General features: G+C 46.6%; 11 protein-coding genes. 9 read left to right on the plus strand and 2 right to left on the minus strand.

What is annotated here, in order from left to right; translation table 11 throughout:
- Positions 1-161: 161 nt before the first annotated feature.
- The 3 genes from H6F90_RS01210 (at position 162) to H6F90_RS01220 (ending at position 2,238) form a co-directional block, all read left to right on the plus strand.
- Positions 162-734: a hypothetical protein gene (locus H6F90_RS01210; RefSeq protein WP_190549510.1), complete on the plus strand. Its 573-nt coding sequence runs from the start codon at positions 162-164 to the stop codon at positions 732-734.
- A gap of 114 nt (positions 735-848) precedes the next feature.
- A complete protein-coding gene (locus tag H6F90_RS01215; protein WP_190549512.1) occupies positions 849-1,454 on the plus strand; it encodes a cytochrome b/b6 domain-containing protein in 606 nt (201 codons plus the stop codon).
- A 52-nt stretch (positions 1,455-1,506) separates the two neighbouring features.
- On the plus strand, positions 1,507-2,238 hold the full coding sequence (locus H6F90_RS01220; RefSeq protein WP_190549515.1) for a molybdopterin-dependent oxidoreductase: 732 nt from the start codon (positions 1,507-1,509) through the stop codon (positions 2,236-2,238).
- 24 nt (positions 2,239-2,262) lie between these two features.
- On the opposite strand, the gene H6F90_RS01225 is transcribed toward H6F90_RS01220, so the two are convergent.
- Positions 2,263-2,751: a hypothetical protein gene (locus tag H6F90_RS01225; protein WP_190549516.1), complete on the minus strand. Its 489-nt coding sequence runs from the start codon at positions 2,749-2,751 to the stop codon at positions 2,263-2,265.
- A gap of 185 nt (positions 2,752-2,936) precedes the next feature.
- Here H6F90_RS01225 and H6F90_RS01230 point away from each other — a divergent pair, with 185 nt between their 5' ends.
- The 5 genes from H6F90_RS01230 to H6F90_RS01250 all read left to right on the plus strand — a co-directional run bounded on the left by H6F90_RS01230 (position 2,937) and on the right by H6F90_RS01250 (position 10,609).
- Entirely contained in the window at positions 2,937-4,379 is a 1,443-nt protein-coding gene (locus H6F90_RS01230; RefSeq protein WP_190549518.1) for a bifunctional orotidine-5'-phosphate decarboxylase/orotate phosphoribosyltransferase, read from the plus strand.
- A 208-nt stretch (positions 4,380-4,587) separates the two neighbouring features.
- Positions 4,588-6,522: a diguanylate cyclase domain-containing protein gene (locus tag H6F90_RS01235; protein WP_190549526.1), complete on the plus strand. Its 1,935-nt coding sequence runs from the start codon at positions 4,588-4,590 to the stop codon at positions 6,520-6,522.
- 152 nt (positions 6,523-6,674) lie between these two features.
- Positions 6,675-7,172 carry a hypothetical protein gene (locus tag H6F90_RS01240; RefSeq protein ID WP_190549528.1) on the plus strand — a complete coding sequence of 166 codons (498 nt, stop codon included), beginning with the start codon at positions 6,675-6,677 and terminating at the stop codon, positions 7,170-7,172.
- A gap of 10 nt (positions 7,173-7,182) precedes the next feature.
- Positions 7,183-7,620: a GNAT family N-acetyltransferase gene (locus tag H6F90_RS01245; RefSeq protein WP_190549530.1), complete on the plus strand. Its 438-nt coding sequence runs from the start codon at positions 7,183-7,185 to the stop codon at positions 7,618-7,620.
- Positions 7,621-7,882: 262 nt separating this feature from the next.
- Positions 7,883-10,609, plus strand: a complete 2,727-nt coding sequence (locus H6F90_RS01250; RefSeq protein WP_190549532.1) for an ATP-binding protein — start codon at positions 7,883-7,885, stop codon at positions 10,607-10,609.
- A gap of 217 nt (positions 10,610-10,826) precedes the next feature.
- Here H6F90_RS01250 and H6F90_RS01255 read toward each other — a convergent pair whose 3' ends face one another.
- Positions 10,827-11,630, minus strand: a complete 804-nt coding sequence (locus H6F90_RS01255; RefSeq protein ID WP_190549534.1) for a hypothetical protein — start codon at positions 11,628-11,630, stop codon at positions 10,827-10,829.
- 407 nt (positions 11,631-12,037) lie between these two features.
- Between H6F90_RS01255 and H6F90_RS01260 the strand changes: the two genes are divergently transcribed.
- A complete protein-coding gene (locus H6F90_RS01260) occupies positions 12,038-13,141 on the plus strand; it encodes a lipase family protein (protein WP_190549536.1) in 1,104 nt (367 codons plus the stop codon).
- Positions 13,142-13,203: the final 62 nt, after the last annotated feature.

A 13,203-nucleotide genomic window follows, 5' to 3' on the forward strand; every position in this document is an offset into this window, starting at 1 on the left:
GTAGGTGTCAATAATCTTTTGCCGTAGGTCAAGCGAGTATGCTTTCATTGCCCCTGAAACACTAATAATTCTCTACACTCTACCTGTACCTCACTAGATTGGAAAACGCTCTATCTACTCAAAAGAATAGCTTACTAGTTTTATCTGTTTTGTATGGAACGATGTTGCCACTGATGCTGCTCGGCACTCTTTTGGGTCATGGTTTAGCTTATAAGGTTCGATATTATTTACCCGCAGTTATATTTTTTATTATCGGCATTAGCTTTTTCATTGTTCAGCAATTACACCATAGGGATCAAAGAAGACGATTTTTGGGGATAGGGCTGTTAAGCTTGATATTACTCTCTAGCTGCATCTCCACCTCTAATTTGTTTGTGAAGGTAGTGTCAAATCAGAGTTCAGGCCCTCAGCTAGGCGCAGCTTATGAGTTGGTTGCTCCAGTGATTAATCAGGCAAATAAACCATTGATCATTAGTAGCGAGGAATATATCAAAGTTTTAATGCTAAGCCACCGTCTCAAACGCAATGCTGAATTTCTTCTGCTATCTAATGCGAGCAGTAATTTAGTACAAGTCATTCAACCAAAAATTACTGAATATCAAAACTCATATAGCGAGATTTTCATCTTTAACCCATCGAAAAACATTAGTGAGTCTTTGACCCAAGCGGGCATCAACTCTAACAAATTTCCAGAGCGATGGAGAAAACCAGTTGCTTACCAAGTTCTTAAGTAGTGGTACATCAGAAGAGGCGCGATTTCTTGCCGTAAAACCTTAGTAAGCGAAGTCGGCAGCGTAGGATACAAGTATGCGTCTTTTCGTGCAATCACCCTACCCTAGCCCTACCCTATGACTGCAACGGCTCCTGCTAAAACGATTCCTCCTTGGCTGCCTCGTCAGGCATTTTTGGCCAAGAGTTTTCATTGGATTAATCTGATCAGCTTGTTTCTCATGCTGACCAGTGGGTTGCAAATTTATAATGCGAATCCTGTATTTGGGGGCCGAGCAGGTTGGCAAATTCCGCCTATCTTTGCGCTAGGAGGATGGTTAGCAGGAGGACGACATTGGCACTTTGCGGCGATGTGGTTATTCTCCTTGAATCTGCTGTGGTATGGTCTGTATGTTTTGGTTTCGCGTCGGTGGCGACATCGCTTTGTGGGCAAAAACGACCTCAAAGCTTTACAACACAGCCAGAACCAAAAACGGCGTATCTACGCTTGGCATCGTATTGCTTACACTGTCATCGTGCCAATTTTGTTGCTAGCTGTCTTGACCGGAATTGGCATGTACAAACCCGCCCAGTTTCCCTGGATTGTGGATATGTTCGGTGATTGGCAAGCCTTACGGATTGTGCATTTTAGCTCCGTGCCCATTGTGGTGCTGTTTGCGATCGCCCACTCTTGGCTAGGTTTGAAAGCAGGTGGCTCACGACTGCTGGAATCTATGTTTTGGTAGATAGTGTTTTGGTCGGCAGTGTTTTGATAGAGAGTACTTTGGTGATAGGATAATGGGTTTGATTCGGGTTCCCCAGTCTCAGTTCAATCAGCTCAATCGGCGGCAATTCCTACAAGTCTCTGGGCTTTCCAGCCTAAGTTTTCTTTTGGGCGGTTGCGGTGGGCCGTTATTTGAAGACATTGTTGGCAAAGTGTCTGAGCCGCTAAATCAGCGAGTAGAAACTCTATTATTTCAACCCCAAAAACTGGTTCCAGAATTTCCTTTAGGAGCGATCGAACCTGAAGCCTTGATTGTCAATTCCTTTCGGGGTAACCCAGTAATTGATCCAACCACTTTTCGCTTAGTGATTGATGGAGAAGTCAACCAACCTCTAAGTCTGAGTATGGCTGAGATTCAGCAACTTCCCCTGACTTCGATGGTGATTCGTCATGTCTGTGTCGAGGGATGGGCCGCGATCGTGCAATGGGGGGGCGTCAGGCTGCGAGAGCTAGTGGCGCTGGCAGAACCAAAGCAAGAGGTGAAATATGCCTACTTCCAGTCTGCGGATGGCTACTACGGCAGTTGGGATTTACCTTCGGCCTTGCATCCTCAAACTTTGATGGCTTACCAGAAGAACGGAGAACCTTTGCCTGTAGAAAATGGAGCTCCGTTACGTTTAGCCTCTCCGGTCAAGCTGGGCTACAAACAGAGTAAATGGGTGACTCGCATCACCTTAATGAGCCAATTAGGACGGGTCAAAGGTTATTGGGAAGATCAAGGTTATGAATGGTTTGCGGGATTATAATCTTCAGCTTCCAGGAGAAGTTGCTCAAGGTTGCATTCCTAAAAACTGCCGAATCACAGTGACGATCGCCTCTTTATCTTGACGACTGGCATTGAAACCGCAGTGTAGAGTCAACACGCGATCGCCTCGCAATAACAGCACACCCTGATAGATTGCATTCGAATCATGCTGCCAACTACTCAATTGCAATTGCACGTCCACAATGTCTTTTAGATCAACTTCAGTGGTTTGGGTCTTGGGTAATCTGTGATGTCGCACCGTTAATTTGTGAGCTGTTTTATCAAGCTCATAAGTGATAGCTTGACCCGCAACAATAAACAAAAGCGCTCCACAACCAAACCAAAAGACCACAAATAAGGGAAACCACCAGAGGTAGTTTAGCCAGGAATTGCTTGCACTCAGCCACAACAGCAGTATTGGCAAGACGATCGCTATGCCTGCGGCCAACCTCCAAACTTGAGTAGGACGGTGACGCAGAACCAGTTTTGTCGCAGTTTGTTCCACAGTTTTCATAGTTGCCGCCGAGTCAAGCCTAATGATTTAGTAAAAGCCTCTATGAAAACTTTCCCTAGAAGACTGATCGAATTGTTAAATGCTGTTGTTTTTCGGCGCTGAAACTGGACAATTCCGGTGCAGCCAGCCAATCTTCAGTAGGAGACCGTATCTGCAACTAGACAGCTTAGGGTGGGGAATACTGCATGAGCTTTTTCGACAAACTCAATGAAGCGATCGCTCGCAACCAGAGCTTGCTGTTTTTGGGGCTGGACCCAAACCCAGAAATGATGCCCGCCCATCCTGGCAACACGTCACCGGAAGCGATGATCGAGCAGTTATGGGACTGGCTACAATTCGCGATCGCGGAAACCGCTGATTTAGTTTGTGCCTATAAACCCACGTTAGGTTTTTACACGGCTTTAGGCGCTCCAGGTCTGGAACTACTCCAGCGCACGCTTGCGGCTATCCCAGAGCATATCCCGGTGATTCTAGATGCCAAACATGCGGACCTCAACACCAGCACTTTAATTGCTCGGACTGTGTTCGAGGAGTGGCGGGTGGATGCGATTACGCTCAATCCCTATGCAGGCCAAGACCAAATCGCGCCATTTCTGATGTATCCCGGAAAGGCAGCCTTTGTACTTTGCTGCACTTCCAACCCAGCCGCGATCGCCCTGCAAACTTATCCCAACGCCCAGGAACCACTGTATGTTCAAGTTGTGCAGGAAGCGAGAAGCTGGGGTACGCCAGAACAAGTAGGCTTAGAAGTCGGCACCACTTCACCCGAAGTATTGAGAAAAATTCGAGCGATCGCGCCAGAACGCTTGATTCTAGCCCGGAGTATCTGGGCCGAAGATAGTGATTTAGCCGCATTGCTAGCCGCAGGCTTGAGCTTCGAGGGAGATGGGTTACTGATTCCGGTGCCCCAGGATTTAGTCAGCAACAAGCATTTGGGTAGAGCCATTCAGTCGTTGAGCGAAGAAGTCAACCAAATTCGAGTAGAACTGGTGGGTCAGGCTTCTAACTGCGACCTATGGATACCCGATGTTTGCCCTTTAGATCAGCACCCACATTTAGATCTAATTCTGCAGCTCTATGACATTGGCTGCATCCTATTTGGGGAGTTTGTGCAAGCCTCTGGTGCTACTTTTCCCTACTACATCGATCTCCGCAAAATCATCTCCAATCCTCAAATCTTCCACCAAGTCCTAACCGCTTACGCGGATATTCTGCAAGATCTAAGTTTCGATCGCATTGCTGGGATTCCCTACGGTTCTTTACCGACTGCTACTGGCCTGTCACTCCGCCTCAATTACCCAATGATTTTCCCTCGTAAGGAAGTTAAAGCTCACGGAACCCGTCGCGTGATTGAAGGCAACTTTCAGCCTGGTGAAACGGTAGTAGTGGTAGATGACATTTTAATCAGTGGCAAAAGCGCGATCGAAGGAGCCGAAAAGCTGAAATCAGCAGGCTTAAATGTGGAGGATATTGTGGTGTTTATCGACCATGAACAAGGCGTTAAAACGCGACTGCAAGAGCAAGGCTATCAAGCCCACTCAGTTTTAAGCATTTCTGAAATCACGCATACACTCCACCAAGCTGGACGACTCACTGACCAGCAATTTCAAGCTTTTGTAGAACATTGAAAGTGATCGCGAATTTGGCTTTCAACCTATTAGCTTTTTCCTTGTTTTTTAGCAAAGCGATCGCGTTAGGAAAGCTGTGATTCAGGGCATTCTTGCCTTCAGAGAAATAAACTTTATGCTTAATACACGGCTGAGAAATTAATTTGGGTTGTCTCAGGAAAGCTTTACAGTCGTTCGGTAGCCCCCTTTGCAACAACTCCATAAGCCTATGTCGAGCAAGCTTGAGCGACTGGTTACGGTGCGTCCCACAGTAAATCTGCCCCAGTGCCCCCTGCGGCAGCCTAGAAATTTACCCCTGCGTGGACTGCTAATTGTCCCTTTTATCCTACAACTGGTCATTACAGTAGGGTTGGTGGGCTACTGGTCGTTTCGTAATGGGCAACAAGCGGTCAACGAACTCGTCGTTAATCTCCAAAACCAAGCAACTCAACAAATTAATCACCATCTTGACTGCTACTTAACTAACGCTCGTCAGCTCAATGAACTGAACGCTACAGCCATTAGTTCTGGCTTGGTTGATCCCAAAGATCAAGATGGTTTAGGACGCTTCTTTTGGAAGCAAGCAAAGCTCTATCAGGTCGGCTATATCCTCTTTGGGGCCAAAATCGGAGAATATGTAGATGTAGGACGACCACAAACCTATCCTCTGGAGCTGATTACCGAGCGGATGAGTAGTAAGCGATATGGAGATAATCGTCTCTATATCTATGAGCCAGACTCGCAGGGAAATCGCGGTAGGTTTGTGGAAACAGGGAAATATTACCCGTTCCAAAAGGAGGCTTGGTATACAGAGGTCATGCGGACGAGTAAACCGAAATGGACCTCCGTCTACACGTGGCAGAGCCTTGCGACTAATCCTTTAGCGATCGCCATTAGTAGCCCAGTTTATGACAAAAACAAAAATCTAATTGGAGCGATCGCGATTGAGCAACGTTTGTCTCAAATTAGCGAGTTTCTCCGGCAACTCAAAATCAGCGCCTCTACTACCATCTTTATTGTGGAAAGAGACGGACGGATGATTGCCAGTTCCAGCTCTACAGAGTCTTTCAAGGTTGTCAATGGCACCCCCACCCGCCTCAAAGCCTCAGACAGCCCTGATTCCCTCATTCAATCAACCGCTACTGCTTTAAATCAGCAATTCGGTAGCCTGCATGGAATTCAGCATCGTCAACAACTGAGGCTTGTTTCACAAAACCAGCATCAGTTTGTGCAGATCATGCCCTGGCAAGACGACCTGGGTCTGGATTGGCTAGTCGTAGTTGTCATCCCAGAATCAGATTTTATGCAGCAGATCAACATTAATACTCGTCATACGATTCTGCTCTGCACGATCGCCCTGATGATTGCCATTCTGACTGGGATTGTCACAGCTCACAAAGTTATCCAGCCGATTCTACAAATCAATACCTCAGCTAAAGCGATCGCAGATGGCAATCTAGCCCAAACCGTGAACACACAAGGAGTCCATGAATTAGAACTGCTCAGTCATTCATTTAATCGCATGGCTGATCAATTGCAACAATCTTTTACCGCTCTAGAAAACGCCAACTATGTGTTGGAACGACGGGTCGAGGAACGCACTGCCGAACTAGAGAGAGCCAACCGAGAACTGCAACGCCTCTCTGAAGTAGATGGATTAACCCAAATTGCCAATCGTCGCTATTTCGATCAATACCTGGCGCAGGAGTGGCATCGCTTACAACGCGAACAGCAGGCTTTATCGCTAATTCTCTGTGATGTTGATTTTTTCAAAAAATACAATGATTTCTATGGACATCAAGGCGGAGATTGTTGTTTGCGCCGAGTGGCTCAGGTGCTACAACAAACCGTGAAGCGGCCAGCTGACTTAGTAGCTCGGTATGGTGGTGAGGAATTTGCCATTGTTTTGCCATCTACAGATTTCAAGGGAGCGATCGCGGTGGCCCGATCCATTCAGCACGAAATCTACCAATCTCAATTCCCACATCCTAATTCAGAGGTGAGCGAATTTCTCACCATTAGCATAGGTGTGTCCAGTGTGGTGCCAACTAACACAGCTTCTCCAGAACAGTTGGTAGCAGCAGCAGATGAAGCTCTCTATGAAGCCAAACGCCAAGGCCGCGATCGCTACATCTTTCACTCCATTACCCAGCCAACCGCCTAATTTCTCCCCATAGCAAGTTTCTACCCGAAACCTGGCTCCGTCAGCTTGTATCCCTTCACTGGAGTGAATAAACTTCAGGCTCCAAGCGATAAGTCAGCATGAGAAATTTTCAGGGTAGATTTGGAAAACACCGATCGGGATATAGCTCATTTATGCTTCAAGGCGCTTCCACCGAATTGGGGCAAGCGTGTGTGACAACGCTGTTCACAATCCTTTTGCTGACTCAAGGTGGAATATTCTTAACCCATCCTCAGCTTGCAACCTTAAGCTGCGATCGCCCCAACTCCAATCTCGGCATTTGCAAGCTAATGCTATCTAGTTTATTAGGAAAAAAAGTCGTTCCGTTCCCGCTGACGCAACTAGAAGGCGCAGAGGTTAAACACCACGGAAAATTAAGACAGCTAGTTTTGCTCTTACCCGATGGCAAACTTCATTTTCCAGTGAATCATGGCTTTAGCGATACGGAAGGAAAAGCTGCTCAAATCAATGCGTTTCTACAAAATTCAGAAATCCAATCTTTGTCACTGCGGCAAGATAGCCGTTGGGCCACATATTCAATGGGGCTAATTATGACAGGGTTTGGTAGCTGGTTGATATGGTCTTACATCTCCAATTTACTCAAACGTTTTTCCTCCCGCCCTGATCTCTAAGGTTCTTTAAATGCATATCCGAGTCGGGCAACTTGAAGACATCGAAATTCTATTTGAAATCAGAACCAGCGTCACTAAAAATCATCAATCCCGTGAGGAGATTGCGGCGCTAGGTATTACTCCAGAAACCGTGGCTGGGATGTTGCAAACTGATTGCGCTGCCTGGCTTGCGGAAATTGACAATCAACCCATTGCTTTCTCCATCGCCAATGCCACAGAGAAAACTATTTTTGGGATGTTTGTCCTCCCCGCTTATGAAGGTCGAGGAGCAGGCCGCGCCTTGATGCAACAAGCTGAAGCATGGCTATGGTCGCAGGGAGCTGAAGAGATTTGGTTACTGACAGGGAATGACCCAACCCTAAGAGCCTATGGGTTCTACCTCCACTTAGGTTGGCTGCCTACCAGTGTTGAGCCAGATGGTGAAATGAAATTTGTCAAACAAAGATAACTTGCGTTGCGATCGCACTTCAACCCCTAACCCACTCACCTAATTGACCATCGTTGAAAATTTTCCGGACGTAGTTTAATTAGCTAGGAATAAAGGAGTGGTAGATGCACCCTGATTTCAGCCCCTGGCCTCGGCTAGGGCTTTTTTGTTAGGAAGCAAATTGGTTTCAGGAAAATTTGCGGCTCAGTTCTTTAAGAACAGCGTTCGATCGCTTGCAGTGGGCATACTAGAGACGTAAACTGACACAGGCCAGACGCTCACTATGAAGCCCTTGAAGAGAGTCACCTCTGAATTGGTTGGTTTAGCGGCAGACGATCGCGAACCCATCCACATCATTGGGCAAATCCAACCGCATGGATTACTCTTGGCCTTGCAAGAGCCAGACCTCACGATTACCCAACTCAGCGAGAACACCCAAGGATACTTTGGTCTAGCTTCAGAGTCTTTACTGGGTCAGCCGTTATCGCATATCTTTACTGACGAAACAGTCGAGTCTATTACAGCGCTGTTGCAAAATGGGGCGGACACTTCTCATCCCTTTGCTATCAACCTCAAAGCACCACCCGCTTGCGAGGCCTCTAGCTCACAAGCAGCGGCCTTTCTAGCCACGATGCATCGAAATGATCAGGCGATCGTGTTGGAACTAGAACCGATGCCGTCAACCAATCCAATTCAATCGGGTGAATTCTATAGCCAATTGACTCAGGCTTTGGTCAACATCAAACAAGCTTCCACCCTCACAGAGCTGTTTCAGAATGTGGCAAAAGAAGTTCGCAAGGTGATTCAGTTCGATCGCGTGATGATCTACCGCTTTGATGCCGACCACAGCGGTATTGTCGTAGCGGAGGAACTGAATTCCGGCTTAGAGAGTTACTTGGGCTTACGCTATCCTGCCGCTGACATCCCCTCTGTCGCTAGGAATTTATTTACCCGCAAGTGGCTGAGAGTCATTCCAGATGTGCATTATCAGCCTGTCAATTTAGTTGCGGTTGAAAGTGTTGAGGCTCCTCTTGATCTTAGCCAATCAGGATTGCGTGGCGTCTCTCCCTGCCACCTAGAATATCTGCGAAACATGGGAGTTTCGGCCTCTCTGTCTATCCCTTTGATTGATCAAAATCAATTATGGGGATTGGTGGCTTGTCATCACTACAGCCCTAAGTTGGTGGGATATGAAACGCGGCGGGTATGCGAGTTGCTAGGGCAACTGGTTTCTGTCGAGTTGGTTTTGCAGCAAGAGCGAGAACTACAAAACTATCGTGAACGCATTAGACGCATTGAAGAAGGATTCAGACAAGATCTGCTGAAGTATCCCAACCGGATTGACACCGTACTCAAACGCAACCAAGAGACGCTCTTAAATCTAGTACAGGCCCAAGGAGTCGCGATCGCCCTAGGTAATCAAGCTATTTTGGTAGGTCAAACTCCCAGCAACACCCAAATTCAAGACCTGTTGAATTGGTTACTCGTAGACAAAAAACAGGAGATATTTTACACAGACAGCCTCGTTGAAGAATACCCAGAGGCTGAACCTTTCAAAGAAGCCGCTAGCGGAGTTTTAGCCATCTCCATCATGGTGAGACATACGTCTTATCACATCATTTGGTTCCGCCCAGAACAGCGTTACACCGTTAAGTGGGCGGGCAATCCTAGTGATGCAGTTTCAGTCACCGCCGAGGGAGTAGTACGGCTCTCTCCTAGAGGCTCCTTTGAAGTGTGGAAAGAGCTAGTCCGAGACCACTCCTTACCTTGGGAACCCTTAGAAATTGAAGCGGCTCAAGAACTAAGACACAGCCTCCTAATTGCGGCCCTAGAATCCTCTCAGACAGCCCTGCGAGAAGCTGCAGCCCAGGCAGAGAAGGCAAACCAAGCCAAAAGTGAGTTTCTTACCAACATGAGCCATGAAATTCGCACTCCCATGAATGCGATTTTGGGCTTTACGCAGTTGCTCGAAGTCACTTCCTTGGATGAACAACAACAAGAGTATATCCAGTCTATTAGCCACGGTGGCGAAAGCCTACTAGCGATTATTAATGACATTCTTGATTTGTCTAAGTTAGAAGCTGGGGAGCTCAAACTCCACTCCACCAAGTTCGCCCTGCGGACTGTGATTAAAGATTTGACCAATCTGTTTCAGCCCCAAGCAGATGCTAAAGGGTTGCCCCTAATTACGAGCATCGCTCCAGAGATTCCCCAATGGCTAGTCGGTCCGGTCGATCGCCTCCAACAAGTGCTGACCAACCTCATCCGCAATGCCATCAAGTTTACTACCACCGGGAAGGTGGTTCTTAGAATTGAGCAGCGAGAGCAGTCGGAGGAAGACTCAACCGTAACCCTGCACTTTAGCGTGCAAGATACAGGCATTGGCTTGGCTCCAGAAGACCAATCCAGAATCTTTGAACCCTTTACCCAAGTTGAGACATCAGCCACTCGGCAGTATGAAGGCACTGGATTAGGGCTCACCATCTGCCGAAAAATTGTGCGCTTGATGGGAGGAGACATTGGGGTTGAAAGTACCTTAGGACAAGGGTCCACTTTTTGGTTCACCGCTCCTTTAGAGCTTGCTCCCAGCCAACCCCAGAAACTCGCCACTCAAGCGGTAGGAAACATTAGCACCTACGCCATACCCACAGCTCGAATTTTAGTGGTAGAAGATACTCCCCTCAACCAAATGCTGACAATCAAAATGCTGCAAAAGCTGGGCTATCAAGCGGATGCAGTTAACAATGGGCAAGAAGCTTTGGATCAACTCGCGGCAACCTCCTATGACATTGTTTTGATGGACTGCCAGATGCCTGTGCTGGATGGATACGAAGCAACTCGACGACTACGCCAGCGCCAAGGACAGGAACATTATCCAGTCATTATTGGGGTCACTGCCTACGCAATGGTTGGAGACCAAGAAAAGTGCTTAGCGGCAGGCATGGATGATTACCTGAGCAAACCAATCAAGATGAAGGATTTAAGTAACCTCTTGGAGCGTTGGTCGTAATTTAGCCAGCCAGATTAACGAATAGGAGCCAAAGGATGCGATCGCTTCTGCTGCGAAGCTAGATGTGCTAAATCACACATCCTTTGCAAATCCTTCCTGATTCTTCTCCGGGAGTTGCGAATAAAGAACTGGTAGATGCACCCTGAATGTGACCCCTAGCTACGGCTGGGGGTTTTTTGTTTGGGGCGATCGCCAGCCTAGATTGAAAGTTCTAGATTTACTGAATCGTGATTTGCAATTCATAGGTAGCATTGCCGCGGGTACTCCCGACAATCACTTGATAGTCGCCAGTATGGGGCAAAGGCACCGTTTCTGACTGTGCCCCGGTAGTCAGAATATATCCGCTGGGAGACACCACATCAAAGGTGGCGTTCTGTTCTGTCGAGACTAGGACGATCTTCATTTGCTGTCCTCCTTGAGCCTTGAGCAGGTACACATCTCGTTCTCCCCGAATGACAGCATGGTTAATGACAGTGCCATTACGACCTGCCTCAAACTGTACTTGCTTCGTACGTACGGCAGAGGCCGCATCTAGGAGATCACGCGCTTCCAATCCATCTTTATTTGTAAAACGCGATCGCACCTCTTCGCAATCGGCAGCAACCAATTTAGCCTGCCGCGTCACAACCTCCTTGGGCGTAGTGCTCCAGGTTTCCTGGGTGTCTTGAACGTCATACTCAATCCAGGTGCGAATTTGAGCCTTTAGTTGATTTCCTGCCAAAGATCCAGAAATCTTTTGAGCATAGGAAGAATAGTAGCCCTCAGACTTATTTTGTATGGTGGCCTGACTGTCCCCAGTGACCGTCTGATCCGCTGCTACCGCTAAACGCAATACCGATGTGAGGGTTGGCAAATCGGCACGGTAACAATATTGTCCTGGTGCGATCGCGTTCGTAGGGCTGGCTGAGGGTGCAGGCGAAGCACTCGGGCTGGGTGATGTAGCAGGACTAGCACTGGACACTGGGGCAGTGGGTGATAATTGCTCGGTACAGGCGATCGCGATCGGGAGTATCCCCAGCATCGCTAGGCCTAAGAACTTAAATGAGAACACAACACTACTTCTAAACACAATTGATAAAACTCATGTAGTCAGCCGGGATACTCATCATCCTACTCGACGGACTATTAGAGCCATACCGGGCGATCGCTCAATAGAATGACTGCTTGCCCAAATTTGAGCAATTAACAATGAGATCAAATAAACTTACTAGTCGTAATAAATTTCTTAACCAATAAAGCTTAACAGGGTTTGGTTGGATAGTTGCTTTAGATATGCCTGACTTTTGTCTGACTTTATTCCTGACCTTTTCCAACTGACAAACCAGATAGGTAGAGATTAAAGTAAAATCAGTCAACTAAAGTCCTGCTGGAATATAGAGAAAATCTATTTGATCACTGTTTTTAACTTTTAGGATTTAAGGAAACGTTATGCCCTCTTCATCCCATCCCAACATGACAGAAGACAGAGTAATTGTTTCTCAAGTTAATACCTATCCTGAAGGATTTGATCCTTCTATGGCTCGAACCTTGGCAGGGTTGATCCAGCAAGCGTACCAGCAGTTTGATTTGTTCGAACAAAAAAATAATTCACAATCAAGAAGTGATTTACAAATATTCAATCTAGAGAAGCCGTACCAATTACATACTGAACTTGCAGAGAGAGATATCCCTTTTGGATTTGTTGCTTCTGACGCTAGCAGTGAGAATATATATGTGATCTTCCGAGGTACTAGGCGCTTCGTGGAGTGGTTTAAGGATGCAAATATCCAGCTTGTTTCTTTGAAAGATAGTACTGATAGAAAAAAACAAAAAGTAGAGATTAAGGAGGAGATTGTAGAGCGTATTGTGCAGGAAAATCAAAGTTCGATTGTTATTCCGCAAATTGATAATGAATTTGGGTTTGTAACAGCAGGTTTTAGAGGTATCTACATAAGCCTAAGACAGAAACTCATTGCAGCACTTAATCAAAAATCACCAAATGCTAAAGTTTTTGTCACAGGCCATAGCTTAGGTGGGGCGCTGGCAACATTAGCAATCCCAGATATTTTAAAGAACACCCATTTTACGAACCCTGAAAATATTGTACTTTACACCTTTGCCAGCCCTCGGTGTGGAGACAGAAATTTTGCGATGAGTTTTCAAGGATTAGGTATTCGGCACTGGCGGATAGCCAACACAGAAGATTTTGTCACTATGCTGCCATTTCCAACTGGAAACGTCTTCAAGTCAGCACCAATTGATGCACTACCAGAGGAAGAACTTGGAATTGGCGGAGTAGCTGGAGTGGACAAAAACCCAAATCCAATTTTTGGTTTTTTCAAAGCAATGTATGACAGGAACAAAAGAAGGATGCCAGATTATGCACATACTGGTACACCCATTTATTTCACCATTCATGAATCCGCATTGGAGAAGCATCATAATCTAGATGAGGTGTATATGCTTGGAATTTCACAAGACCCTCTTACTATGACAGCGAAAACGCTGAATAAAGCTGTCGAGAAAACTAAAGATATGGTTATTAATGAGTAATTAAAAGCTTGTAATTTTCTAGGGTTTTGGTTCTAGAATAGACTGATTTATTTAGCGAGGGA

The sequence above is a fragment of the Trichocoleus sp. FACHB-591 genome, assembly GCF_014695845.1.
Lineage (GTDB): Bacteria > Cyanobacteriota > Cyanobacteriia > FACHB-46 > FACHB-46 > Trichocoleus.

Coding starts and splice junctions, on each gene's coding strand:
- H6F90_RS01210 (WP_190549510.1), top strand. CDS start 162: ATGTTGCCACTGATGCTGCTCGGCACTCTTTTGGGTCATGGTTTAGCT.
- H6F90_RS01215 (WP_190549512.1), top strand. CDS start 849: ATGACTGCAACGGCTCCTGCTAAAACGATTCCTCCTTGGCTGCCTCGT.
- H6F90_RS01220 (WP_190549515.1), top strand. CDS start 1,507: ATGGGTTTGATTCGGGTTCCCCAGTCTCAGTTCAATCAGCTCAATCGG.
- H6F90_RS01225 (WP_190549516.1), bottom strand. CDS start 2,751: ATGAAAACTGTGGAACAAACTGCGACAAAACTGGTTCTGCGTCACCGT.
- H6F90_RS01230 (WP_190549518.1), top strand. CDS start 2,937: ATGAGCTTTTTCGACAAACTCAATGAAGCGATCGCTCGCAACCAGAGC.
- H6F90_RS01235 (WP_190549526.1), top strand. CDS start 4,588: ATGTCGAGCAAGCTTGAGCGACTGGTTACGGTGCGTCCCACAGTAAAT.
- H6F90_RS01240 (WP_190549528.1), top strand. CDS start 6,675: ATGCTTCAAGGCGCTTCCACCGAATTGGGGCAAGCGTGTGTGACAACG.
- H6F90_RS01245 (WP_190549530.1), top strand. CDS start 7,183: ATGCATATCCGAGTCGGGCAACTTGAAGACATCGAAATTCTATTTGAA.
- H6F90_RS01250 (WP_190549532.1), top strand. CDS start 7,883: ATGAAGCCCTTGAAGAGAGTCACCTCTGAATTGGTTGGTTTAGCGGCA.
- H6F90_RS01255 (WP_190549534.1), bottom strand. CDS start 11,630: ATGCTGGGGATACTCCCGATCGCGATCGCCTGTACCGAGCAATTATCA.
- H6F90_RS01260 (WP_190549536.1), top strand. CDS start 12,038: ATGCCCTCTTCATCCCATCCCAACATGACAGAAGACAGAGTAATTGTT.